General features: G+C 70.4%; 18 protein-coding genes. 10 read left to right on the forward strand and 8 right to left on the reverse strand.

The features are described from left to right. Positions 1-39: 39 nt before the first annotated feature. Complete coding sequence (locus K8625_RS11045; protein ID WP_223782691.1) at positions 40-1,293, reverse strand: dipeptidase; 1,254 nt, start codon at positions 1,291-1,293, stop codon at positions 40-42. 268 nt (positions 1,294-1,561) lie between these two features. On the opposite strand from K8625_RS11045, the gene K8625_RS11050 reads away from it, so the two are divergent. Next, the gene (locus K8625_RS11050; RefSeq protein WP_223782692.1) at positions 1,562-4,423 is read left to right on the forward strand and encodes a hypothetical protein; all 2,862 of its coding nucleotides are present in this window, start codon (positions 1,562-1,564) and stop codon (positions 4,421-4,423) included. Between the two features lie 136 nt (positions 4,424-4,559). Here the strand turns inward: K8625_RS11050 and K8625_RS11055 are convergent, their stop codons facing one another. From K8625_RS11055 to K8625_RS11065, 3 genes are all read right to left on the reverse strand, one after another. After that, on the reverse strand, positions 4,560-5,438 hold the full coding sequence (locus K8625_RS11055; RefSeq protein ID WP_223782693.1) for a sigma-70 family RNA polymerase sigma factor: 879 nt from the start codon (positions 5,436-5,438) through the stop codon (positions 4,560-4,562). Then, positions 5,425-5,874: a carboxymuconolactone decarboxylase family protein gene (locus tag K8625_RS11060; RefSeq protein WP_305070881.1), complete on the reverse strand. Its 450-nt coding sequence runs from the start codon at positions 5,872-5,874 to the stop codon at positions 5,425-5,427. Before K8625_RS11060 ends, K8625_RS11055 begins: the two co-directional genes overlap by 14 nt. Positions 5,875-6,078: 204 nt before the next feature. Next, a complete protein-coding gene (locus K8625_RS11065; RefSeq protein ID WP_223782694.1) occupies positions 6,079-6,975 on the reverse strand; it encodes an MBL fold metallo-hydrolase in 897 nt (298 codons plus the stop codon). Between the two features lie 310 nt (positions 6,976-7,285). On the opposite strand from K8625_RS11065, the gene K8625_RS11070 reads away from it, so the two are divergent. From K8625_RS11070 to K8625_RS11105, 8 genes are all read left to right on the forward strand, one after another. Beyond that, complete coding sequence (locus K8625_RS11070) at positions 7,286-7,534, forward strand: hypothetical protein (protein WP_194869429.1); 249 nt, start codon at positions 7,286-7,288, stop codon at positions 7,532-7,534. After that, entirely contained in the window at positions 7,531-7,884 is a 354-nt protein-coding gene (locus K8625_RS11075; RefSeq protein WP_141330867.1) for a helix-hairpin-helix domain-containing protein, read from the forward strand. Before K8625_RS11070 ends, K8625_RS11075 begins: the two co-directional genes overlap by 4 nt. A 158-nt stretch (positions 7,885-8,042) precedes the next feature. Continuing rightward, entirely contained in the window at positions 8,043-9,755 is a 1,713-nt protein-coding gene (locus K8625_RS11080; RefSeq protein ID WP_223746933.1) for a dipeptidase, read from the forward strand. Positions 9,756-10,033: 278 nt separating this feature from the next. Beyond that, the gene (locus K8625_RS11085; protein WP_223747243.1) at positions 10,034-10,579 is read left to right on the forward strand and encodes a MarR family winged helix-turn-helix transcriptional regulator; all 546 of its coding nucleotides are present in this window, start codon (positions 10,034-10,036) and stop codon (positions 10,577-10,579) included. Between the two features lie 446 nt (positions 10,580-11,025). Next, positions 11,026-14,169, forward strand: a complete 3,144-nt coding sequence (locus K8625_RS11090) for a DUF4175 family protein (RefSeq protein ID WP_223782695.1) — start codon at positions 11,026-11,028, stop codon at positions 14,167-14,169. 11 nt (positions 14,170-14,180) lie between these two features. Further along, positions 14,181-15,935 carry a tetratricopeptide repeat protein gene (locus tag K8625_RS11095; RefSeq protein ID WP_223782696.1) on the forward strand — a complete coding sequence of 585 codons (1,755 nt, stop codon included), beginning with the start codon at positions 14,181-14,183 and terminating at the stop codon, positions 15,933-15,935. A gap of 429 nt (positions 15,936-16,364) precedes the next feature. Beyond that, the gene (locus K8625_RS11100; protein WP_223782697.1) at positions 16,365-17,072 is read left to right on the forward strand and encodes a DUF4142 domain-containing protein; all 708 of its coding nucleotides are present in this window, start codon (positions 16,365-16,367) and stop codon (positions 17,070-17,072) included. A gap of 61 nt (positions 17,073-17,133) precedes the next feature. Further along, a complete protein-coding gene (locus tag K8625_RS11105; RefSeq protein ID WP_223782698.1) occupies positions 17,134-17,412 on the forward strand; it encodes a hypothetical protein in 279 nt (92 codons plus the stop codon). 74 nt (positions 17,413-17,486) lie between these two features. On the opposite strand, the gene K8625_RS11110 is transcribed toward K8625_RS11105, so the two are convergent. Next, positions 17,487-19,520, reverse strand: a complete 2,034-nt coding sequence (locus K8625_RS11110) for a S9 family peptidase (RefSeq protein WP_223746929.1) — start codon at positions 19,518-19,520, stop codon at positions 17,487-17,489. A gap of 220 nt (positions 19,521-19,740) precedes the next feature. Between K8625_RS11110 and K8625_RS11115 the strand changes: the two genes are divergently transcribed. Next, positions 19,741-20,361: a DsbA family protein gene (locus K8625_RS11115; protein WP_223782699.1), complete on the forward strand. Its 621-nt coding sequence runs from the start codon at positions 19,741-19,743 to the stop codon at positions 20,359-20,361. A 26-nt stretch (positions 20,362-20,387) separates the two neighbouring features. Here the strand turns inward: K8625_RS11115 and fliB are convergent, their stop codons facing one another. Genes fliB through K8625_RS11130 form a run of 3 tightly spaced genes read right to left on the reverse strand, consistent with a single transcriptional unit; the run spans position 20,388 to position 25,499 of the window. Continuing rightward, positions 20,388-21,650 carry a flagellin lysine-N-methylase gene (gene fliB / locus K8625_RS11120; protein WP_223782700.1) on the reverse strand — a complete coding sequence of 421 codons (1,263 nt, stop codon included), beginning with the start codon at positions 21,648-21,650 and terminating at the stop codon, positions 20,388-20,390. 13 nt (positions 21,651-21,663) lie between these two features. After that, complete coding sequence (locus K8625_RS11125; protein WP_223782701.1) at positions 21,664-21,903, reverse strand: ClpX C4-type zinc finger protein; 240 nt, start codon at positions 21,901-21,903, stop codon at positions 21,664-21,666. Positions 21,904-21,920: 17 nt separating this feature from the next. After that, positions 21,921-25,499: a TIGR02266 family protein gene (locus tag K8625_RS11130; RefSeq protein WP_223782702.1), complete on the reverse strand. Its 3,579-nt coding sequence runs from the start codon at positions 25,497-25,499 to the stop codon at positions 21,921-21,923. Between the last annotated feature and the right edge of the window lie 55 nt (positions 25,500-25,554).

The raw sequence follows: 25,554 nt of genomic DNA on the forward strand, positions 1-25,554 counted from the left end.
GTTCCCTCGTGCCGCCGCCTGCCCTCGCGGGGCCTGGAATCAGCGCCGGACGCTGGGGGGTGAGCGCAGCTCGCGGCTGACGGCCTCCGCATCGCGGAAGACCCGTAGGAGATTGCCGCCCAGGATCTTGTGCAGCTGCTCCCGCGTGTAGCCCCGGGCGAGCAGCGCCTCGGTGATTCGCGGCAGGTCCGCGACCGAGTCGAGTCCCTCGGGCGCGGAGTTGATACCGTCGAAGTCCGAGCCCAGGCCCACGTGGTCCACGCCGGCCACCTTGGCGATGTGGTCGATGTGGTCGATGACGGCCTTGAGCGGAGGACGCGGCACCTTGGCGGCCCACTCCCAGCCGGCCTGGGACTGGGCGCGGAAGCGCGTGACAGGGTCGGAGTCCTGGTGCTTCGCCTCCACCGCGGCCAGGGCGGCGGCGCGCTCCTGGGACATGGCGGCGTAGGCCTTGCGGTAGTCGTCGTCGACGAAGGCGGAGAAGAAGTTCACCATGACGACGCCGCGGTTGGCGGCCACGGCCTTGAGCATCTCGTCCGTCATGTTGCGCGGGTGGTCCGTGAGCGCGCGAGCGGACGAGTGCGAGGCAATCACCGGGGCGCGCGTCACCTTCAGCGTGTCGAAGAAGGTCTTGTCGGACACGTGCGAGACGTCCACGAGCATGCCCAGCCGGTTCATCTCCCGCACCACGTCGCGGCCGAAGTCGGTGAGGCCGTCGTGGTGCTTCACGGTGGTGTCGGTGAGGTCGCCCGACGAGTCGGCCCACTCGTTCGTGTTGGACCAGGTGAGCGTCATGTAGCGCACGCCCAGGCGGTAGAAGTCGCGCAGCACGCCCAAATCGTTCTGGATGGCGTGGCCGCCCTCGACGCCCAGCAGCGTGGCCAGCCTCTTCTGCTTGCCGGAGCGCGCGGCGACGATGTCCCTGGACGACAGCGCGAGCACCATCTGGTCCGGGTGCTGCTCCACCGCGGTGTGCACCGAGTCGATGATGCGCAGCGCCTGGTGCGTGTAGCGGCCGGCGTACTCCTTGGGCTCCACCCAGATGGAGAAGAAGGCCGCGCCCAGGTTGCCCTCCCGCGCGCGCGTCAGGTCCAGGTGCCCCTGGCCATTGGGCGGCTTGGAGCCCACGTCGAAGCCCTCGTTGAGCATGCGCAGGGGCGTGTCCACGTGGGTGTCGATGATGAGCGCCGAGTCATGGATGGCGCGGGCCTTGGCGGAGACGGGCGCGGGCGCCGCGGCGAGCGACGGGGCGGTTCCCAGGACGACCAGGGCGGCGAGGACGGAGCGGTTCACGCAAGGCACCTCGGGACGGCGGGACGGGTGGGCGCACTCTTTCACGGAGAGGGGATGGGTTGAAGCCGCGTCCCCTCGGGACGAACGTGCGTCCAGGCACGACGCAAGCGCCCCGGGAACGGTGCGCCAGGGGCCCCATCCCGCGCGCTCCCGAGTGAAGTCCACCCTGGCGCGACGCATGCAAAACCTCCGGCCAGGTCCCTCCCGACGCCGCGCGTCCCCCGATGCGCACCCGGGCTCGTCCGATGGGGAACCAAGGAGCCGGTCGATGGTGTGGCAAGTCGAGGCAGCTCAAGAAGCGGGCAGCATCCGCATCACCTACGACCTCGAGTGGCTGCACCAGGTCATGCTCGCGTCCGCGAACTCGATGGTGCCCTTCACGAGGTTCTCGACGGGCGCGAACCTGGGGACGCGGTCCTATCCCCGCTCGTACAGCCCGGGCTTCGTGCTGGGCCGGGGCAAGCCGCTCGACACCTCGTCGAAGGGAGGCGGACGTCAGCCGCTCAGCAACGGGGGCGGCATGTACTCGCTGCTCTCCCTGTTCGAGGAGGGTTGCGCTGGGCTGGCCGTGCCGCTCAGCGACATCGCCATCCTGTCCAAGCGGGCGGTGTGCCAGGCGGTGCTCGCCGGCTTCGTGCAGAAGGGCAAGAGCTTCCACGTCGAGGGGGGCACGCGGCTCGCGATGGAGCGAGGCCCGGGCTGGCAGATTCACGGCTATCCGATGCTGTGCATCCTCGGAAACGAGGCGCAGGCCTTCCCCTCGAAGCTGAACAACCAGGGCCAGTGGCGAATCATCCAGTGCGTCTTCGGGGCCAGGCTCACGCGCGCGCTGCGCGCCCGCGGCATTGGCATCGAGGTCGTCTCACGCGAGGGCTTCGGCTCGGTCTTCCCCACGCTCGCGGACATCCCCAACGGCATCCGGCTGGACCCGGGGCTCTTGCCTCCTGCCGCCGGGGCCGAGGCCATCATCGAGGCGCTCGACTTCACCGGCGAGTTCATCACCGCGATGCTCAAGGTGATGCCCAAGGTGGTGCCCTCGAAGGTGCCGCCGGTCATCAAGCTCATCACGTCCCTGGAGGGCTATGGGGATGACCAGCTCGCCGCGCTCGACCGCCTGATGTCGGCCTTGCACGCCCTGACGAACAACTCCCCCAAGGCCACGGCGGCGAACTACGCGGAGCTCATCGGCAACTTCAACGGCAGCGAGGTGGCGTGCTCCTGGGCCTTCGAGAACAACCAGGTCTCCTACACCCTCGCGGGCGTCCTCCCACGCGTCCAGGGTCCCAAGAAGAAGCGCAAGCCCGAGCCCGATGACTCAGGCTACGGGTCGGAGTCCGAGTACGAGGATGACGACTCGGACCTGCTGCCGTCGAGGAAGCCCACCAAGGGAGACGGAGACGCGCCGGTCGAGGTGAACGACAGGCTCGTCCTCAAGAAGGCCTCGCTGGTGTCGGGCATGGCCGCGCTCCGGTCGGCGACGATGTTCGGGATGCTGTATTCGAACTGGCTGTTCTCCTCGAAGGGCGGCGCCAAGCTGGACTCCCAGGGCGAGCCCCTGCCCATCCAGTCCTGGGCGCCCTACTTCGAGCTCGACCATGACGAGCTCTACGCGTCACTGGACAGCAAGGTCGGCACCCGCGTCCTGGTCTTCGACGGCGCGCCCAATCCCATCAACATCGACAACAAGCCCTTCGTGTCCGCGCGAGAGCTCGGGGCCATCATCATCGACACGACCAACAACACCACCCTGGAGCGGGCCGAGTACCTGGCCTTCTTCCAGGGCTTCCTGGCCACGTCGAAGACGTCGCGAGCAGGCGGGTTGCTGATCCTGGTCGAGAGCGCGAGCAAGCACCCGACGGGAGGAGACCTCGTCCACGGCATCATGCGTGTCTGTGGCACCCCCCTGTCGGTCCAGACCTTCTTCGATGGGCTGCTCAAGCACCAGCTCAAGCTCAAGTCCAAGGAGGGGAAGACGGCCCGGGAGCTGAACGTCCTCTCCTCCGTGGAGACGAACTTCCGCAGGATGATGCTCGAGCAGCGCCTGCTGATGCGCAACCTGGACCTCTTCAACACGGGCATCGACTTCGACCGCCCGAACCTCAAGCTCCCCGGGAGCCTGTCGCTGGGGAGCCCCCTCGTGGTCATCCAACCCCCGAGCCAGGACGTCGTCGTGCCCGTCCGGCCCCGCGTCCATGACTTCCCCCTGCTGAGCCCTCACAACCTGGGCAAGGTGAAGCGGCGGGTGCTGGCGGAGCCCTCCCCTCGGGTCATCGACTTGCCTCGCAAGAAGAAGTCCCAGGTCTCCGGGAGCCAGGAGTCGGGCTCGCCGCGGGACGGGGAGAAGGAGGCCGAGGACCTGGAGTCGAAGCGCAAGGAGTACGAGGCCCTGGGACACTTCAGCGACCCCAGCGCCCTCCCGAAGCTCGACGACGAGGGGACCTACTACGAGGAGGACGACATCTACTGCCTCCAGCGCTACTACCTCCAGGGCCACCCGCACGTCGCGGTCCTCCCCGGCATCAGCCGCGTCCAGTGGCGGGAGATGAACCGCTCCGCGTACAGCACCGCCGTCCATGGGGCCATCACCACGGCGACGACCGTCATCATCCAGCCGCTCCACCGCCACCGAAACCACTGGGCGCTGCTCTACATCACGCTCGGGGCGCCGAACCTCCTGGGACGTCGCAAGGCGAAGCTGCTCTACATTGACCCGCTCAGCCCCGACGACGTGCCGGTGGAGGACCTCCAGCTGCTCAACCTGCCATTCCCTGGCATCGAGGCGGAGAGCTGCACCGTCCGCTACCAGGACGACCGCGACGGGAACGAAGCGCTCGCCCAGGACAGCTGTGGCGCGTGGGCCGTCCAGCTGGCGGTGTACCTGGTCGAGCATGACGGCGCGCTGCCCGCGCCCCCCGACAACCCGCGGACCGCGGCGATGGACCTGCGGGTGGCCCACATGACCGTGATTGCGGAGGCCAAGGCGATGGACCTGCCCCAGGCGCCCGATGACCTCTCGCAGCACGTGGGCGCGCCCAGCCCCATGCTGCGACGGAGCAACAGCGTGGGGAACCTGTCGGGCGTGAGCCGGTCCAACCCCCTGTCCACGAAGAAGCCCTACCACGAGCTGTGATGGAGCCGGGGGCGCCTGCGTGCGCCCCCACGGGCGAAAGGCCCCGAGCGCGCGGGCTCGGCGGCGAGCGATGGGGTGGTTCCCCAGGACGACGAGGACGGAGCGGTGGAGCGTCCTTCGTCGCGTCAGAGCCCCACTACGGCGACTCGCCCACCACCCTGTGCCGGATGCCCTTCAGCTTGTCGGGATTGCGCATGACATAGATGGCGACGATGCGGCCGTCCTCGATGCCGAACGCCGTGGTCTGCAACACCCCCTCCGCATCCACCGTGACGTACGCGGGCAGGCCGTCGATGGTGCCCTCGTGAACCAGCTGCGCCGAGCTCACGGCGGGAGCGCGCCACACCCCCTGGAAGAAGCGCAGCAGCTTCTCCTGACCGTAGACGGGATTGGGAATCGCCCTCGCCTTGCCACCGCCGTCGGCATACAGGACGGCGTCCTGGGCCAGCAGGGTCTGGAGCGCCTGCATGTCACCGCTCTGGGACGCGGCATGGAACGCCCGTGCCAGCTCATGGCCCTTCGCCTCCGTCACGGGGAAGCGGGGCCGGGCCTCCCGCACATGCGCTCGCGCCCGGCTGGCGAGCTGGCGGCACGCCGCGGGAGCGCGGTCGAGGGCCTTCGCCACCTGCTCGAAGTCCATGCCGAACACGTCGTGCAACAGGAACGCGGCGCGCTCCAGGGGTGACAGGCGCTCCAGGGCCATCATCAAGGTCAGCGTCAAATCGTCGCCCTCCACTGTTTCGATGATGGGCTCCGGCAGCCAGGTCCCCACGTACTCCTCGCGCCGGACGCGCGCGGACTTCAGGACATCCAGGCACAGGCGCGTCACCGTGCGGACGAGCACGGCCTCGGCGTCCCGCACGGCCTCGCGGTCCGTCTGATGCCAGCGCAGATACGCCTCCTGCACCACGTCCTCCGCCTCCGCGACGATGCCCAGCATCCGGTAGGCGATGCGGAGCAGCCGGGGGCGGAGCGGGTCGAAGACGTCCGCGGGCGTCGAGTCAGGCGGCTTCACTGCGCGGGCTCACCGGGTGGACCATGCGGAAGCCGAGCACGAGCCGGTTCGCGGTGTTGATGAGGCCAATCAGGAGGGTCAGCTTCACGATTTCTTCCGGGGTGAAGTGGGGTTCGAGCGCGGCGTAGTCCTCATCCGGAGCGTGGGTCGTGGACAGGAGCGTCAGGGCCTCGGTCCAGCCCAGGGCCGCGCGCTCACGCTCGGTGTACAGCGGCGACTCACGCCAGCCGTTCAGCAGGAAGATGCGCTCCTCGGTCTCCCCCTGGGCGCGGGCGGCGCGGGTGTGCAGGTGGATGCAGAAGGCGCAGCCATTGATCTGGGACGAGCGGATCTTCACGAGCTCGCGGAGGCTCGGCTCCAGGCCCAGGGCCTCCACCTTCTTGCTGAAATCCACCATGAGGTTGAGGGCGTCGGGCGCGACCGCGAATGCGTTCATCCTGGGCTTCATGTACGGCTCCTCGTTCTGGGGGCGAAGTGCCCTTCCAGCCCCAGGACGACGCAGCCGATGCACCGTGTGACATGGCCCTGTCGAATGTCCAAGGAGTCCCGGCGCAAGCCTGGCTCCCCAGCCGGCGCCACGCGGGCCTGCCTGACGGGCCGGGCTGCTCGCGAGGCAGCGGCGAGGGGGATGAAGGGCCCCTCAGGGACGCGCGCCCGGCGCCGCCACGCCCAGGCCCGTGTAGACGGTCTCCAGCCAGCGGTCCGTCTTGACGTGCCCCTCGCCGAAGCCCTTGAACTTCTCCGGCAGGCCCTCGGCCTTCACCTGCTCCAGCGTCTTGCCCGCGACCTTCTTGCGCCGCACGAGCGTCGTCGTCTCGCGCAACATGGCGACGAAGCGCTCCAGCGCCTCGCGGCCGCTGAGCGGTCCGTGGCCCGGGATGATGCGCACGCCGGGAGGCAGGCCCGCGAGCAGCGCCTCCGCGTTGCGCACGTAGCCCTCCACGTTGCCGCCCGCCTCCAGGTCGATGACGGGGAAGCGGTCCGCGAAGAAGAGGTCGCCGGTGTGCAGGACGTTGCTGCCGACGAAGAGCACCACGCTGTCGCCGTCCGTGTGGCCCGCGGGCAGGTGCGTCAGGCGCACCTCCTCGCCGTTGAACCAGAGGCTCAGGCCTTGTTGAAAGGTGACGACGGGGCGCGCGTGCTCCGGCGCGGGAGGAAGTGTCTCCCCGCGGCGCGTCCTCGGCTTGGACATGCGCTCGCGAACGGCGGCGTGGGCGATGAGCGTCGCCTCGCGTCCGAAGGCGGCGTTGCCTCCGGTGTGGTCGCTGTGCACGTGCGTGTTGACCACATAGGCCAGCCGCTGCCTGCCGAGCTTCTTGAGGGCCGCGCGCAGCTTGTCGGCGAGGGGCGCGAACTCGGTGTCCACCATGAGCTGGCCGTCCGGCCCCACGGAGACGGCGATGTTGCCACCCGCGCCCTGGAGCAGGTGGATGTTGCCCGCCACCGGCGTCGCGCGCACCTCCACCTGGGAAAAGTCGCGCTCCTGCGAGAGCGCGAGACACGGCAACAGGACGAGCACGGCGGCGACGGCCTTCATGGAACCTCCAGACGGCGGGTGACGCGGCACGGCGCGTCTTAGCAAACGCCCCGCGATTTCATTCCCGAGCCCCGACACGGTTCATCCCCACGTCCACCGTGACGCTCTCGCCTCGCGAGAAGCCGCTGGAGTCCCGTCGCCCGTCCTCGCGGTGGGACGGCTCGCGCGCACACGCACGGTGGCGCGACCACCTCTCCAGAGGGAGCACGCGCTGGCACGACGGCTGCTCATGCCGGAGTCGACCTCAGGCGGTCGAACGAATGAGGCGGTCCGCGCCGTGGTGGCGCGGTGTCGAGTGTGGAGGTGGATGATGCTGATGGCGGGGAAGCGACTGGCGGTGTTCTCCATTCGTGAGGGCAAGGGCGGGAGCATCTGGGTGAGGGCGGGCAGCGCGTTCGTGAACAAGGACGGCTCGCTCAACGTGCTGCTGGATGTGCTGCCGCTGGACGGCAAGCTGCACGTGCGGGAGGCGGCGGAGAAGCGCGAGACCCCGGGCATGGGCGGGCGCTACGCGGGCGAGGTGGGCCTGGACGCCGCGCCCGTGGGTGGCCACTCGTGAGGGCTGTGTGGGCGGCGCTGCTCGTGGGCCTCTGGGTGGGGTGGCCCAACGCAGCGGAGGCGGCCAGGCCACGCCACCAGTTCACGGGCGTGGTGAACCTCAACGAGGCCTCGGCCTCACAGCTCGACCTGCTCCCGGGCATCGGTGAGAAGGCGGCGCAGCGCATCATCCAGCATCGGGAGAAGCGCCGCTTCCAGCGCGTGGAGGAGCTCGTGCGGGTGAAGGGCTTCGGCAAGAAGAAGTTCCTCAAGCTCAAGCCCCACCTCGCGCTCGACGGCCCCACCACCCTGCGGGTGGAGCAGGTCCTCATGCCGGCGGACGGAAAGGAGGTGGTCGCCACGAACAACTGACGCAACGAGTCCATTCTTTCGGGAAAGGTCGCCGCCCGGGTTTTCTCCCTTCGTGGCCCGGGCGGCGACTGCTGGGTGAGGGGGCAAGCCCGGGGACACCCCGGCGCATCGCAACGGACGTTTGTATCCGGGCCCTGGCTGGTAGAGCATCCGCCGCCATGAACCGACGACTGCCCCGACTGCTCACCGCGCTGCCCGTGTCGGCCGCGCTGGTCGCTCCGCCCGTGCTCGCGTGTACCAGCATGCTGGTCAACAAGGGGGCCACGGCGGACGGCGCCACCCTGATGACGTACGCCGCGGACGCCCACGAGCTCTACGGTGAGCTGTACTACACGCCCGCCCGCCGCCACGCCGCGGGCGCCCAGCGCGACATCATCGAGTGGGACACCGGCAAGCACCTGGGGCGCATCCCCGAGGCCCCGGTGACGTACTCCGTCGTGGGCAACATGAACGAGCACCAGCTGTCCATCGGCGAGTCCACCTTCGGTGGCCGCAAGGAGCTGGAGGGCCCCGCCGGCATCGTCGACTACGGCTCGCTCATCTACATCGCGCTGGAGCGCGCGAAGACGGCGCGCGAGGCCATCCAGGTCATGACCACGCTGGTGGCCGAGCACGGCTACGCGTCCGGCGGCGAGTCCTTCTCCATCGCCGACCCCAAGGAGGCGTGGCTGCTGGAGATGATTGGCAAGGGCGCGGGCCAGAAGGGCGCCGTGTGGGTGGCGCGCAAGCTGCCCGAGGGCCACATCACCGCGCACGCCAACCAGGCGCGCATCGAGCAGTTCCCGATGAACGACCCGGAGAACGTGCTCTTCTCCAAGGACGTCATCTCCTTCGCGCGCGAGAAGGGCTGGTTCAAGGGCGCGGACAAGGACTTCAGCTTCGCCCAGACGTACAACCCGCTCGACTTCGGCGGGCAGCGCTTCTCCGAGGCGCGCGTGTGGAGCATCTTCCGGCGCGCGGCCCCGTCGAAGAACTTCGGGCCGGAGTACGCGGACGGCTCGGCCCCCAACAAGCGGCTGCCCCTGTGGGTGAAGCCCGACAAGAAGTTGTCCGTGCAGGACGTGATGTCGCTGATGCGCGACCACTTCGACGGCACGCCGCTCGACATGACGAAGGACGTGGGCGCGGGCCCCTACGCCCTGCCGTACCGGTGGCGGCCGATGACGTGGGAGGTGGATGGCAAGAAGTACGTGCACGAGCGCGCCATCTCCACGCAGCAGACGGGCTTCTCCTTCGTCGCCCAGATGCGCGCCTCCATGCCCGCCCCCATCGGCGGCGTGCTGTGGTTCGGCGTGGATGACACGTCCATGACGGTCTACACGCCCATGTACGCGGGCATCCGCGAGGTGCCGCGCAACTTCGCCCAGGGCGTGGCCAGCCGGGGCAGCTTCTCCTGGGACTCGTCCTTCTGGGTGTTCAACTGGGTGTCCAACCAGGCCTACGCGCGCTGGAGCGACATGTCCGTGGACGTGCACAAGGAGCAGGGCGCGCTGGAGGGCCAGTTCCTCGCGGACCAGGCCGACATCGAGCGCACCGCGCTGGAGCACTACAAGCGCAGCCCCGAGGAGGCCCGGCGCTACCTCACCGAGTACTCGCTCAGCCAGGGCGAGAAGGTCCACACGCGCTGGAGGAAGCTCGGCGAGACGCTGCTCGTGAAGTACATCGACGGCAACGTCCGCGACGAGCAGGGCAAGGTGAACCACCCCAAGTACCCGGACAGCTGGTACCGGCGCATCGCGCAGGAGCGCGGCAAGAGCATCCAGATGCCGCCCGAGCCCGAGGAGCCCAAGCCCGCCGCCCCCCCCGCGCCCGCCAACAAGGCGCCCCCCGCCCCGGCCGCCCCCAAGCCCACCGTGGCGCCCGCGCCCTGAGCGTCCCGCCCTCCCCTCCCGGGGAGGGCCTCGGGCCTTCCATGTTCCGGAGTGCCCGCCGAGGAATCCGGCGCTCCGGCCCCCACCTGGCGGGGTGGGCGGCCGGGCGCTCCCCTGAGGGGTCCTGCGGGGCCGGGGCACGAAAGCCCCACCCTTCTGTCCTCAGTGACTGATAGACAACGCCATCTGGCGGCGGGGGACCCCGAGGATTGGACACCTCCCGCGGCTCCATGGACATGGCAGAGACAGGGAGACGGCAGGTGAAGGAAGATGAAGGCATGAAGGACGCGGCCACCGGGGAACCGGAACCTCACGAAGGCGAGCGGCTCAAGGGGCCGCCCCTCGGCGAAGTGCTCGAGTTCATGCGGCTGTTGTGGGCCGTGGACCACGGGCTCCAGTCCACCTCCAAGCGGATGGAGTCGACGCTGGGCCTCACGGGTCCGCAGCGGCTGGTCATCCGGCTGGTGGGCCGCTTCCCCGGCATCACCGCGGGGACGCTCGCGCAGATCCTCCACGTCCACCCCAGCACGCTGACGGGTGTCCTCAAGCGGCTGGAGAAGCGCGCCCTGCTGGAGCGCAAGTCGGATCCGCTCGACGGGCGCAAGGCGCTGTTCGCGCTGACCGAGGCGGGGCGCTCGCTCGACATCCCCTCCGAGGGCACCGTCGAGTCCGCCGTGCAGCGCGTGCTCGGGCGGCTGTCGCGCTCGCGCATCCTCGCCACCCAGGACGTGCTCACCGCGCTCGCGCAGGAGCTGGGTGGGCTGCAGCCGTCCGAGGTGGAGATGGGCGCGGACGAGGCGCGCAAGGAAGAGGTCCGCAAGTAGTCCGTCGCCGAGCAGCGTCACGGCCCGCCCCCCTCGCGGGCCGAGGACCTCGGCGCCGCCCCTCCGGAGTGAGTGGCCCCCGCGTGGCTCGAGCGCGGCGAGGCGCCTCCGTCCCTTCCCGTTCGTGCGTGGGCCGCTCCCCCGCCTGCCCGCCAGACGAGGTGCTCGCCATCCCGTGCCCCAGGGCGCATCCGAGCCCCGAGCCCTGGCCCGCTTCCGAGTCATGACGGGCACTTGGCGCGCCCCGTCGGGACGAAGGGCACGGCCCTCGCGCGTTGCCTCCCGGACCCTCCGTCGGCCGCGTCCTTCGTGCGTCGGACACCCTCGCCGCGTCCCGAGCGAAATCGACGTGTCCAAGCTCCTCGCGGCGCGTCGGACGTTGCTAGAGAATCGGGAAATAGGCACCCCTGTCGGGGGTTGCCTCGCGAACGAGCGGACAGGACAGCGTGAATCTCGACACCCCGCAGAGCCCAGGCCCCGAGCTGCCGCCCCCGCCACCTCCCCCTCCGTCCGCCCCCGCGTCGAGGGGCCGGCGCTCGCGAGGCGAAGGGGTCCGGGCGCTCCTGGCCTCCGTGCGCCAGCGCCAGCGGCGCTACCTGTGGCTGCAGGGCACCGCGCTGGGGTTCCTGGCCGCGTGCGTCTTGTGGGTGGGCGGAGGCCTGCTGGGCCTGTGGGCGCCGCGCCTGGGCGGCAGCCTGCTGGGCCTGGCGCTGCCGGTGGGCGTGGCGCTGGCGTGTGTCTTCGGGCTGTGGCTCGCGCGCCGCCGCGTGGGGGATGACACGCTCACCGCGCGGCTCGTCGGTGAGCGCCGCCCGGAGCTGTCCCTAGACGTGCTCGCCGCCGTGGAGCTGATGCGCGAGGACGGCGCGCACGCCAACGGCTCGCCCGAGCTGGCCCAGGCCTTCCTCCAGCAGATGGACACGCGCGTGCGCACCGTGGACGCGCGCTCCGTCGTCGACTCGCGCCCCGCGCAGCGCACCGCCCTGGCCGCCTGCGGCGTGCTGCTGCTGCTCGCGCTGGTGATGGGCCTGTTCGGCGAGAAGTGGGCCGCGGGCGTCCAGCGCGTGCTCGACACCGCGAAGACGCCCGAGGCCAAGGCCCAGGTCGAACCGATTACGGGCGACATCGAGCTGACGTACCGCTACCCCGCGTACACCGGCCTGTCCCAGCGCACCGTCCCCGGCACCGACGGCGCGGTGAGCGCCCCGGCCGGCACGGAGATTCAAATCAAGACGCGCTCGGACCGCCCCGTGGAGCGCGCGGAGCTGGTCATCAACGGCGAGGCCCTGCCCCTCCAGGTGACGGGCAACCGGGATTTGACGGGCACCTTCGTCGCCAAGCAGGGCGGCCACTACCGCTTCGCCTTCTACGGCACGCGCGAGAAGCCCATCGCCGTGGGCCCCGACATCCCCCTCACCGTGGAGGCGGACAAGGCGCCGCAGGTGTCGCTCTTGACGCCCGCCGCGGAGCTGGAGGTGGACCCCGGCCAGAAGGTGACGCTCAAGTACGAGGCCACCGACGACTACGGCCTGTCCGGCCTGTCGCTCGTCTTCCGCACGCCCGGCGCGCAGCAGGACACACGCGTGCCGCTCCGGCGCGAGGACGGCCGGCGGAGCCGCGACACGTACACGTGGGACCTGGGCTCGCTCAAGGTCGACGCGGGCGACCGGATTACGTACTTCGTGGAGGCGCAGGACAACGACGCGGTGGAGGGACCCAAGAAGGGCGTCAGCCGCACGCACGTGCTGCGCATCTACTCCGCCGCCGAGCACCACCGCGCCGCGCTGGAGAAGGCCGAGCAGCTCTGGGGCCGCATGGTGGACCACCTGGCGGACCGCCTGGAGGGGCCTGACCGCGCGAAGCAGAAGGACGCGCAGGCCATCGCCGCCGCGGGCGCGGTGGACACCAGCGGCCAGCAGCTCATCACCGACATGCGCACCCTGGCGCAGACGCTGTCGCGCGAGCGCGATGTCCCCACCGAGCTGGTCTCCGCGCTGGCCAACATCTCCGAGTCGCTGGGCAGCCACATCAACGGCACCGCGGACTTCCGCCGCCTGTTCCTGCGCACCCAGCGCTCGCGCGGCGAGGACTGGGGCACCGGCAACCGCCTCACCGCCGTGGTGACGGAGGAGATTACCGAGCTGGAGAAGGACATCCTCTACCTGGAGGCGCTGCTGGACCGGCAGAAGCTGGAGGCGCTGCAGGAGATGGCCAAGCAGCTGGCCGGCGAGCGCCGCGAGCTGTCGCGCCTCATCGAGGACTTCAAGGCCAACCCGGACGAGGCCGCGCGCCAGGCGGTGATGGAGCAGATTCAACAGCTCAAGGCGCGCATCCAGGAGCTGATGCAGCGCATGGCGGAGATGCGCAAGGGCATCCGCGACGAGCACCTCAACGCCGAGGCCCTGTCGGAGATGATGAAGGAGCAGGACCTGCAGTCCGCCCTGGACGACGTCGAGAAGCTGATGCGCGAGGGCAAGACGGACGAGGCGCTCGCGAAGCTGCAGGAGCTGGGCATGCAGATGGACGAGATGCTCAAGGGCCTGGACGACGCCAACGAGGAGTTCGGCGGCGAGCAGTACCCGGAGCTGGCCGAGAAGTTCGGCAAGTTCATGGAGGAGCTCAAGGGCACCGTCGACGAGCAGCAGCGCGTGGCGGAGCAGACGCGCCAGCTGCGCGACCAGGCCCGGGCGCAGAACAAGGAGAAGCTCTCCCAGCGCGGCGAGGCCATCAAGGACGAGCTCTTGCGCAAGGTGCAGCAGGCCCAGCAGAGCTACGACAAGCTCAACCCGGAGCACCTCAACAGCCGCGCCGCGCGCCCGCTGGAGGAGGCCCAGTCGGAGCTGTCCAACGTGGAGAACGCGCTGAAGGTGAACGACTTCGACCTGGCCGCCGAGGCCGCCGCCCGCGCCGAGGACGCCGCCCGCCAGCTGGCCGGCATGGGCGAGCAGCAGAAGCAGCTCGACGAGATGTTCGGCAACCCGCCCGAGGTGCGCCAGCAGTCCTCGGAGCTGGCGCAGCGGCTGGACCGCGACGCGCGCAACGTGCAGGACGTCAACCGCCAGCTCCAGAACCTCTTCCCTCCTCCCGGCTCGCAGCTGTCCCAGCAGGAGAAGCAGCAGCTGCAGCAGCTCGCCCAGCAGCAGCAGCAGTTGGAGCAGCGCGCGCAGGGGCTGCGCCAGCAGATGGAGGAGATGGAGCAGACCGCGCCCCTGTTCGGCGAGGAGGCCGCGCAGCAGATGGAGGGCGTGGGCCAGCGCATGGGTGAGGCCGCCCAGCGCATGCAGGGCAAGGACCCGGGCCGGGGCTACGGCGAGCAGCAGGCGGCGCTCGAGGGCCTGAAGCAGTTCCAGCAGCAGATGCAGCAGGGCCAGAAGGGCAGGAAGGGCGGGCTGCCGCTGCCGGGCGGCATGAGCGGGCGCAAGCAGGGCCAGTCCGGACGAGACCCCAAGGACCAGGTGGAGCTGCCCGACGAGGACGCCTTCCAGGCGCCCAAGGAGTTCCGCAAGGACCTGCTGGACGCGATGAAGCAGGGCGCGCCGGAGAAGTACCGCGAGCAGGTGAAGCGCTACTACGAGGAGCTGGTGAAGTGAGGGACGCCCGGATGAATCACTGGGGAGCGCTGGTGCTGGCGCTGGGCCTGTGCGCGGCCATGCCCGCCTCCGCGCAGGAGTCCTCGCTCAAGGACGAGGTGAAGACGCGCCTGGGCCAGGTGGAGTCGGCGCTGGATGACTGGGACGTGCCGGGCGCCCGGCGCGAGCTGTCCGAGGTGGAGGCGCTGATTCCCGCCGACGTGGAGCCCCTGAAGTACTACCAGGGCCGCGTGGCATTCGAGGAGGGCCGCTACGACGACGCGGTGGGCCTGCTGCAGGGCGCCAACATCGAGGACAAGCCGGGCAGCTACCTGCGGCTGGCCAAGGACACGCGCGACATCGTCAAGAACCACCAGCGCGCGGAGAGCGAGCACTTCATCTTCCTCTACCCCAAGGGGAAGGAGGCGGTGCTGGTGCCGTACGCGCTGGAGACGCTGGAGGCCATCCACCGCGCCATGGCGGAGGACCTGGGCTGGACGCCTCCGGGCGGCAAGATTCGCGTGGAGGTGGTGAACAACGCGCGCGAGCTGGCCAAGGTCAGCACGCTCACCGAGAAGCAGATCCGCACCACCGGCACCATCGCCATCTGCAAGTTCAACAAGCTGATGGTGACCAGCCCCAAGGCGGTGGCGCAGGGCTACGACTGGCAGGACACGCTGGCGCACGAGTACATCCACCTCGTCGTCAGCCAGATGAGCCGCAACACGGTGCCCATCTGGTTGCACGAGGGCCTGGCCAAGTTCCTGGAGTCGCGCTGGCGCGGCAAGGCGGGCCTGGCGATGACGCCCTCCACGCAGGCGCTGCTCGGCAAGCGCGTGAAGGCGGACAAGCTCATCCCGTTCGAGAAGATGCACCCGTCCATCGCGCTCTTGCCCACCGCGGAGGACGCGGCCACCGCGTTCGCGGAGGTGTTCTACGCCATCGACTACGTCCACCAGTCCAAGGGCGCCGCGGGCCTGCGCGCCGTGGTGCAGGGGCTCAAGGCCGGCCAGTCCGACAAGAAGGCGGTGGAGACGGCCATGGGCATGCCGTTCGGCCTGTTCGAGAAGGCCTGGCTCGCCCACATCAAGAAGCAGCCCTTCCCCATGGAGCTGGTGCCGCGCGACGACCGCGTGGTGCTGAAGGAGGACGCCAAGGGCAAGGTGAAGGAGGACGGCGAGAAGAAGGGCCGTGAAATCTCCTTCGGTGACTTCAACGAGGTGCAGGAGGTGCCCGCGCGCAAGTTCGCGCACCTGGGGGAGCTGTTGCGCGAGCGCAACCGGGTGAAGGCCGCCGCCGAGGAGTACGCCAAGGCGCACAAGCTGGTGGGCGACAAGTACGAGTCCGTCTCCAACAAGTACGCGCTGACGCTCCTGGAGCTCAAGCGCCTGGACGAGGCGGAGAGCGTGCTGCGCGGAAGTCTCCGCGTGCACCCCGGCGCGCCCGCCACCAACGTGCACCTGGGCCGCATCCTCCTGCACCGCAAGGACTACCCGAAGTCGAAGACGGCGTACCTGGAGGCGCTCGCGTCGGACCCGTTCGACCCGGAGATCCACGTGGCGCTCACGCGCATCCACGGCGCGCTCGGCGAGGCAGAGCTGGCGGGCCGCGCAAAGACGGCGACCGCGGTGCTCACGGGCCTGAAGCCCGAAGAGGTGGACGAGCTGGCGCGCAGGTTCCTCCAGGAGGAGGCGGAGCTGTCCGGCACCAGCGTGCCCGCCTCCGGCGGCGACAAGCCCAAGGCGCCCGCCGCTCCCGCCGCGAGCACACCCGACGCCGGCCGCTGAAGGCGCTCTGCGTTCGAGCGCGCCCGACGCCGGCTGCGGAAGGCGCTCTTGCCCTCGAAGCGTTTCCGACGCCGACCGCTGAAGGCGGCCCGCCCTCGACGCAGGCCGTTGTCGAAGGAGCCTGTCGCCCGCGAACGCGGGCCACCCCGCACGTCCCTCGCGCCCGTCGGGCCGGGGAGCGAGCGGGCCTGTGCGCGCGCAGCCGACCTGTCAGGGGGTGCCTAGCTTCACGCCGGGGAAGTGAGGCACCCGACACCTCTGGTCCGACACCCGTACAGTCCCAGCGTTGACTGCCCCACGTCCTCATCGGCGTTCGTGCGCTGTCGCACGGACCCGCGCCGCGCTGCGCACCGCGGACCACGCGTTGGCCCAAGGTGCGTGCCCGCGGCCCGACAGTGCTGGATTCCCGACGTGAAAGGAGCAGTCCACATGAAGCGCACCCTTCCTGGCCTTGCCCTCGCGGTCTCCCTGTTCACCGGTGGCGCGGCGCTCGCGCAGAGCGGCGCGTCGGCGGCGCCCGCCATGAAGCCCTCGACGACGCAGAAGGGCATGGCCGAGTACCGCGGCTTCATGGCCCCCACCGATGAGAAGGCCCTGCTGGAGCGGCTGCACTACGCCAACCAGCAGGAAATCCAGGCGGGCCAGCTCGCGCAGAAGAACTCCCAGAACGCCGAGGTGCGCTCCTTTGGCGAGATGATGGTCAAGGACCACACCGCCATGGACGAGAAGCTCATGGCCTATGCGAAGAGCAAGGGCCTGAAGCTCTCGGACATGCCCAAGGCCATGAACGACGTGGAGAAGAAGATGATGGCCCAGGACAAGGCCACGATGGAGGAACTGACCGTCCTCCAGGGCGCGCCCTTCGACTCTTGTTACATGGCGGCCCAGGTGGGCGACCATGACGCCGTGCTCGGCAAGGTGCTCGCCGCGCGGCAGGGCATGCCCTCGGCCAGCCCCGAGCTGACGGCGATGTTCACCGAGCTCACCCAGAAGGTCCCCGCCCACCGCGAGCAGGCCTGGCAGATTCTGGGCAAGCTGGATGACGGCATGGCCGTGGGCGGCTCCGGTGCCTCGCCCGCTCCGGCTGGCAACAAGGACCACGCGGGCCACGGCGACATGGGCACGAAGAAGAACTAGTCCCGCACGCCGCTCCGAGGGCTATTCCAGGACGTCACTGGGTGCGGTAGGACACCACGACATGTCCATCCGAACCCTCGCAGTGACGAGTCTGTTGGCGCTCGGAGCGGTGCTCACCGGCTGCTCCAGCAACGCCGACACCATCTGTGACCTCCGCAAGGAGTGCTTCCCGGGCAGCGACGACACGGGCAAGTGCGCGGACCGCATCAACGACTGGGTTGACGACCGGGACACGGACGAGCGGCGCGAGCGCGTGGCCGAGTGTGCCGACTGCATCTCCGACCGGAGCTGTTCGGAGTACCTGGAGCACTGCATCGACGAGTGCTTCGTCGTCCCCTGAGGCACCCCTGACATGGAAGGGCCCCTCGCGCGATGTTCCGCGCGAAGGGCCCCCGGGACGGCTTCAGGCGTGAGCTAGTTGCGCGTCCACTGGTCCAGCCAGCCGAGCACCTCGTCGTGCCACTGCAGGCTGTTGGCGGGGCGCAGCACCCAGTGGTTCTCCTCCGGGAAGTAGAGCAGCTTGGAGGGGATGCCGCGGCGCTGGAGCGCGGTGAACGTGCCCAGGCCCTGCGTCTCCACCACGCGGAAGTCCTGGCCGCCGTGAATCACCATCATCGGCGTCTTCCACTTGCCCACGTGCTCGATGGGGCTGTGCTTGCGGTAGCCCTCGGGGTTCTCCCAGGGCGTGCCCTTGTGCTCCCACTCCGGGAACCACAGCTCCTCGGTGTCGAAGTAGCCCATGCGCTCATCCAGGATGCCGTCGTGGTTGACCAGGCACTTGAAGCCGTCCGCCCAGTTGCCGGCAATCCAGTTGATCATGTACCCGCCGTAGCTGGCGCCCAGCGCGCACTTCTTCTCCTTGGAGATGAACGGGTAGCGCTGCAGCGCGGCGGCCAGGCCCTTCTGCAAATCCTCGAGCGGCTTGCCGCCCCAGTCGTCGCGGATGGCGTCGGTGAAGGCCTGCCCGTAGCCGGTGGAGCCGTGGAAGTCGACCATGACCGCCACGTAGCCGCGGCCCGCGTACACCTGCGGGTTCCATCGGTAGTGGAAGTGATTGCCGAACGAGCCCTGCGGTCCGCCGTGGATGAGGAAGGCCAGCGGGTACTGGCGCTTCGGGTCGAAGTCGACCGGCTTCACCACGTAGGCGCGCACCGTCTCGTTGTTCCAGCCCGGGAACTCGAACTGCTCGAAGCCGCCGAAGCGCACGCGCGCGAGCGTGTCCTGGTTCACCTGGGTGAGCTGCTTGGTACCCGTACCGTCCTGGTTGATGACGAACAGGTCCGCGGGCGAGTCCAGGTCATCGTGCACGTAGACCAGGCGGTTGCCGGCGGCCGGCTGCGGCGAGTCGTCCGTGCCGTCCTTCGTAATCTGCCGCACCTTGCCCGAGGCCACGTCGAGCGCGAACAGGGGCTGCTGGCCGATGTGGCCCGCGGTGGCGAACAGCGTCTTGCTGTCGGGGCTCCAGGCGAGGCCGCCGGCGGAGCGGTCCCAATCCTCGGCGAGCACGCGCTCCTGGCCGCCGGGCCACGCGCGCACGATGACGCGGTAGCGGTCCGCCTCGTAGCCGGGGCGGGACATGGCCAGGTACGCGAGCGACTTGCCGTCCGGGCTGAAGACGGGGCTGGTGTCGGTGGCGCGGTTCTTCTCGGTGAGCTTGCGCGGCCTGGCCTTCCCGTCGATGGGGGAGACGAAGAGGTCCAAATCCGTGGACCAGGACTCGGTGCGGCCCACGTCGCGCGCGGTGAAGACGACGCTCTTGCCGTCGGGCGTGAAGGTGTACTCCTCCGGTCCGCCGAAGGGCTTGGTGGGGCCGTCCGCGTCCATGCCCTTCATCAGGTCCACGGGCGTGCCGCCGGCCACGGGGACGACGAAGATGTGCGAGCGGCGGCCGTCCTTCCACGTGTCCCAGTGACGCGCGAAGAGCTTGTCGTAGGTGCGGCCGGTGGCCTTGCGCTTGGAGCGCTCCGCCTCGCGCTGGGTGTTGCAGTCGAGACCAGCGCAGTCGGGGAACACCTCCATGGACACGGCCAGCCGCGCGCCGTCCGGGGACAGGCGGAAGGTGCCGACGTCCAGGGGGAGCTTCGTCACCTGGGTGGGCTCGCCGCCGTCGATGGGCAGGCGCCACACCTGGGAGGAGCCGCCGCGCGAGGACAGGAAGAAGAGGCTCTTGCCGTCCGGGGCCCAGGTGGGGTCCGAGTCCGCGTCCGGGTGCGAGGTGAGCTGGCGCGGGGCGCTCCCGTCGACGCCGACGAGCCACAAGTCCGTGCGGCCGCGGTTGGCCTCCAAATCCGTGGAGCGCAGGACGTAGGCGACCTGGGTCCCGTCGGGAGAGACGCGCGGGTTGCTCAGCCGGCGCATCGAAATCATGTCGTGGTGGTTGAACGGCTGGGTCTTGGCCGGCGCCGGGGTGGCGGCGAGGGCCAGGGCCGCGACAAGCGACAGCGGCAAGGTGTCCTCCTGGGGTGGGCCCGCGCGCGTCCATCCAGGCGAGCGCTCGGGCGGGGTTTTCGGGGGTGGACCGTGCCCGCTCCTCCGGGCGCTGTCCACCTTGGGGCGTCGGAACATGCGAGGGGCGCCCGTATGCCCGGCGCGTCATGGAAAGTGGGGTCGGGACTTCCCGGGAGCGGAAGCCATGACGTGACGCGCCAGTCCGGTTAGTGAGAGGGGCATGAGCCCACCCGTCAGCGTGCGTGTCTGGTCCGACTTCGTGTGTCCCTGGTGCTACGTCGGTCTCCAGGAGGTCAAGAAGCTCCAGAAGGAGTTCGACATCCAGGTGGACTGGCAGCCCTTCTTCCTGCGCCCGGAGACGCCGCCGGAGGGGCTGCCCCTGCCCGCGCACATCCGAGAGAAGATGAAGGACCCGAACAACCCCCTCAAGGTCCGCGCGGCGCAGGCGGGGCTGAAGATGGTGGACCGGGACGTGATTCCTTCCACGCGGCGGGCGCACCAGGCCACGGAGTACGCGAGGACGCAGGGCAAGCTGGAGCCGTACCACGCGGCCATCCTGCGTCGGTACTGGAGCGAGGGTCAGGACCTCTGGCAGTGGGAGACGCTCCGGGGCGCGGCCGAGGAGGTGGGGCTGGACGCGGACGCGCTCCAGCGCGCGGTGGAGGGCGGCGAGTTCGCGAAGGTGGTGGAGGACGCGGTGCGCGCGGCGCAGGAGATGGGCGTCAGCGCGGTGCCCACGTTCGTGCTGGGTGAGCGCTTCGGCATCCAGGGCGCGCAGGACTACGCCGTGTTCAAGCAGGCGATGGAGCGGCTGGGCGCGAAGCCTCGCGCGACGACGTGAGGTGGGCGCGGGGCGACTCGCGCTCGCTACATGCCCTGGAGCAGCACGAGCATGCGCGGGAGCGAGTCGGGTCCCGCGCCACCGGAGAGCCCCTGCGCGAGGTCGTGCAGCTCGGGTGATTGTTCCAGGTGCTTCGCGCTGAGCTGGAAGCACTCCACGGCCGCGGCGTCGAGGCGCGCACGGGCATCGCTCGGTGTGGGGTCTTCACACAGCGCCACGACCTCGGGATGTCCGAACAGCGCCCAGCGCAGCATCGCGGCGCGCAGGGTCAGCTTGAAGACGGAGTCCATCACCGAGGGGCTGTCGGTGAACGGGTTGCGCAGCCAGTGGTTCACCGCGTGGTGACGGAAGTACTGCTCGATGCGCTCGCCGAGCACGGGCTCCAGTCGGGCGCGTCGCTCGGAGTACTGGGCCCAGACGTCGTCCGGCGCGGCGCTCGGACCACCGTAGGACGCCTGGATGGCGCGGGCCCACGCCTGGAACCGCGCGCCCCGGACGCCGTCGATGCGCGCGCGCAGCACCGCGCCGCAGATGCCGGCCCACGGGCCGCCGGGCAGTCGCACCGAGGACACCATCGCGTGCAGCGCGTCCAGCGTCGACGGTGCCTCGAAGTCAGAGAGCGTCGAGAGGAGCAGTGCTTCGTCTCGAAACGCCTCCGTCCCCCGGAAGTAGAAGGCCCCGAGCCGCCGGGCCAGCTCCCCCAGCATGAACAGCCGCGAGGCATACGGGTACTCGCGTCGCTCCAGGATGCGCAGCGCCACCTCGCGCACCCGCGCCGCATGCCACGTCCACGCGTCGCCCGCGTCCTCTCCGCCCAGCGCTCGCGCCAGCTCGGGCCGCGCCGCGAGCGACGCGTCCACCGGCACCGGCTCCAGCGCATCCTCCGCGAGCAGGCACAGCCGCACCACCTCCGGACAACCGAACGAGCCCGTCACCTCCAGCCGCCCTGCCCTGCGCGTGGCCACGCGCGGGAACACCGCGCACGCATCCGGCAACACCGCCTCGCCATACGCGCGATGCAACGAGCATAACTTGCGGGCATCGAGGAACGAGCACAGCCCGTCCTCGCGCTTCGCGATGTACGCGGCCTCCGCGCCCACGCCGCTGCCCGGGTCGGGCAGCACGAGCGCCTCGACCCGCGCCGCGTCCGGTCCTCCCGCCACCGCGTCGCGCAGCACCTTCCACCGCGCGTCGCTCACCGGCACCACGAGCCCCGCGCAGCACGTGTCCTCACACGTGTCCGCCAGACACTGGAAGCGCGTCAGATACCGGGGAGCCGTGGCGGACATGGACCTTTCGAGCTCAGGCGTCGTCCGAGCCGCCCCGCAGCCCCACCACCACCGCGTCACCCGACACGGGCGGCGCGGTCACGGAGAAGGCCTCGCGGTCCAGCGTCGCGAACAGCCGCACCACACACGCATCACAGATGGCGGCGCTCCCCATGCCCGCCTGCAGCCGCCCCACCTGATGCGCCAGGGCGCCGCAGAACGAGCAGCGCCGCCGGGCCGGCGTGGGCTGATTCGAGACGTACGGTCCTTTCATCTCCCATTCCTCACAGGCTACTTCCGGCCCAGCGCCTTCTTCACGAAGCCCCAGAATCCGCCAGCGCGCTCCTTCAGGTCCGCGCCACGACGCTCCTCGGCGGCCTTCACCGACTCCTTGCTCACCTGCAGCTGCTTCTGCAGCTCCTCCGGCGAGTAGCGCGTGGCCAGCGTGGCCTTCACTTCCTTGCGCGTGGAGTACTCGCGCGCCTCGACGTGCAGCACGCACTCCGAATCGAGCTTGATGGTGACGGCCACGCGCACCGAGCCCTTCGGCCCCCGAGGCAGGCCCTCGATGCGCACGGTGCCCAGGTACTCGTTGGCGGAGATGTGATTGTCCTCGCCCTGGAAGATGGACAGCTCGAGGACCTCCTCGTTGTCCTTCGACGTGCTCAGCGCGAACGAGCGCTGCGCGGGCAGCGGGCTGTTGCGCTCGATGACGCGCTTGAAGGCGCCACCGGGCATCGCGATGCCCACCGTCATGGGCAGCACGTCGATGAGCACCACGCTGCTCACCTTGTCCACCGAGCCCGAGTACAGCGCCGCGCCCAGCGCCACGGCCTCGTCCGCGTTGACGCTCGCCTGGGGCCCCTTGCCGAACAGGCCCTTGAGCTTGTCGCGCACCAGCGGCATGCGGCTCATGCCGCCCACGAGGATGATGTCGTCCACCTCGGCCGCCTTCAGCTTCGCGTCCAGGAGCACGTCGCGCACCACGTCCACGGTGCGGCTGAGCAGCGGGTCGCAGATCTTCTCCAGCTCCTGCCGCGTCATCACCACGCGCAAATCCCGAGGCCGCCCCGAGTCGTCCATCATCAACATCGGGATGTGGACCTCGAAGCTGGCGCGCTCGGAGAGGGCCATCTTGGCGCGCTCGGCGGCGTCGCTCACGCGGGACAGCGCGATGCCGTCGCCGTTGAACGCCAGGCCCTCCTTCTCCTGGAAGCGCTTGAGCAGGAAGTCGACGATGAGGTTGTCGAAGTCGATACCGCCCAGGAAGATGTCGCCGCCGGTGCCGAGCACCTCGAAGACGTTCTTCTCAATCTTGAGGATGGTGGCGTCGAAGGTACCGCCGCCCAGGTCGTAGACGAGGACGCGCTTGTTGAGCTCGCGGTTGAGGCCGTAGGCGAGCGCCGCGGAGGTGGGCTCGTTGAGGATGCGCTCCACCTTGAGGCCCGCGAGGATGCCGGACTTGCGCACGGCCTCACGCTGCGGCTCGGAGTAGTACGCGGGCACCGTCACCACCGCGCGCTCCACCTTCTGGTTGAGGTGGGCCTCCGCCATCTCCTTGCACTCGCGGAGGATGATGGCCTGCACCTCCTCGAGCGAGAGCACGCTGTCCATCAGCCGCACGGCGGCGCGGCCCGCCGCGTCCGGGACGATGTCGTAGTGGAAGCGCTCGCGGACCTGATTCACCACGGCGCTGTCGTAGGGCCGGCCCACCAGTCGCTTCGCGCCGTAGATGGTGTGCTGGGGGCGCAGCACCAACTGGTTCTTCGCGCGGTGGCTGACGAGCAGCTTGTTCTGCGCGTTGAGCGAGATGACCGACGGAATCGTGTTGTAGCCCTCGCGCGAGCGCAGCACGACCGGGCGGCCGTTGGACAGGAGCGCCACGCACGAGTTGGTGGTGCCCAGGTCGATGCCGATGACGGGGCCCGTGCCGGCGATCTGCGGAGGCGACGGGAGGAAGACCGTCCTGGGCAGACCCCGCTCGTCGAGCGAGGGCGCGACGGGCGCGGCCTTCGGGGCGGCCGGCGTCAGCACCGTGGGAGCCCCCACCGGCTCGGGAGCCCTGGGGGCCTCGCGGCGCACGTTGGGCAGTGACGGAGCCGCGGGCGCGGGAGGCGGCGGCTGGAACGCGGCCGGAGGCGGGGGCGGAGGCGGCCGGGCCTGGGCCACGGGCGCGCGGGGAGCGGCCACGCCCGGAGGCGCGCTGCCGCCCATGCCCGACAGGTCCAGGTCGAACTCGCCGCCGCCCGCCGGGCGAGCCGAGGAGGGAGGCGGCGGCGGTGAGGTGCGCGTCGGAGGCGGCGCGGCGGGAGGCAGCTCCTCCACCGCGTCACTGAAGTCCAGGTCGAACTCCAGGCTGCCACCACTGCGAGGCTTCGCGGCGGCGGGAGGAGGCGGCGGCGCGACGGGGCGCGGGGGCGGCGCGGCCGGGGCCTCCTCCACCGCGTCGCTCAGGTCCAGGTCGAACTCGAGCGCACCTCCGGCGGGCTTCGCGGCGGCGGGAGGCGGAGCGCTGGGACGAGGAGGCGGAGGCGGAGAGACCGGGGCCTCTTCCACCGCATCGCTCAGGTCCAGGTCGAACTCGAACGCGCCCCCCGCGGGCTTCGCTGCGGCGGCGGGACGAGCCGGAGGCGGCGCGCTGGCACGAAGAGGCGGCGGCGCGACGGGGGCCTCCTCCATCGCGTCGCTCAGGTCCATGTCGAACTCGAACGCACCTCCCGCGGGCTTCGCGGCGGCGGGCGGAGGCGGCGCACTGGGGCGCGGAGGCGGCGGCGCGGGCGTCTCCTCCATCGCATCACTGAAATCGAGGTCGAACTCGAACGCGCCACCCGCGGGCTTCGCGGCGGCGGGCGGAGGCGGCGCACTGGGGCGCGGAGGCGGCGGCGCGGGCGTCTCCTCCACCACGTCACTGAAGTCGAACTCGAACGCGCCACCCGCGGGCTTCGCGGTGGCGGTGGGACGCGCGGGCGTCTCTTCCACCGCGTCACTGAAGTCCAGGTCGAACTCGGGTGCGCCCCCCTTGGGCTTCGCGGCGGAAGGCGCCGGAGCCCCGGTGGCCTCGGACATGTCGAGGTCGAACTCCATCGGGCCACTGGAGCGCGCCGACGAGGACGACTCGTCCTCCACGGAGAGACCGACCTCGATGGGCGCCTCATCGAGCATCTCGCCCTGCGCGAGCGGCGCCTCGTCGAGCGACAGCTCGAACCCGGGCAGCGGCTCGTCCATCAGCGGCGCGGCGGGCGGGGGCGGCGTGCTCGCGATGAGCTCCTCGAGCGGGATGTCCACGTCATCGGCGGGCGCGGCAGGCGGCGGGGAGAAGTCGAAGGGCTCGTCGAGCCCCGGAGCCGCCGGCGCGTCCAGGTCATCGAACAGCGAGTCCAGCGCGGGCCCACGAGGCGCCGCGGCGGGCTTCGCCACGGGCGCGGGTGCGGGCCGGGCCTGCACGGGCGCGACAGCCGGCGCGATGGAGGGGGCCAGCGGCGCGACGGACGGGGCGATGGCGGGCAGCGGCGAGACGACGGCCGCGGGGGCCTCCGGCTTGCGCTGCAGGAGCATCATGTCCACCAGCGCGCGGCTGGCCGGGTCCAGCTCGTGGAACTGGAGCCCCATGCCGGGAGGCCCCGCGGGGTCTCCCACTTCACGGACCCAGCGCACGTCGGCGGTGCCGCGCAGCACGCGCACGCCTCCGGCGATCTGCACCTCGAACTTGACGGGTGTCCCCACGGGCTGCGGGGTGCGCGAGCGGATGAACATCCCGCCCGGGCTCAGGTTGGTGGCGAACTCCTCCGCGAAGCTCCCCACGCTTTCATGCTTGAGCTTCACCAACAGACCGACTGCCTTCCGGTCCGTGGTGCGCCTGCCTTGATCCATAACGCACCACCATCGCGGTACACCGCCCCCTTCTCAAGAGGGTTTTGGGGCCTCG

It is taken from the genome of Myxococcus sp. AS-1-15, from assembly GCF_020037055.1.
Classification (GTDB): Bacteria; Myxococcota; Myxococcia; order Myxococcales; family Myxococcaceae; genus Myxococcus; species Myxococcus fulvus.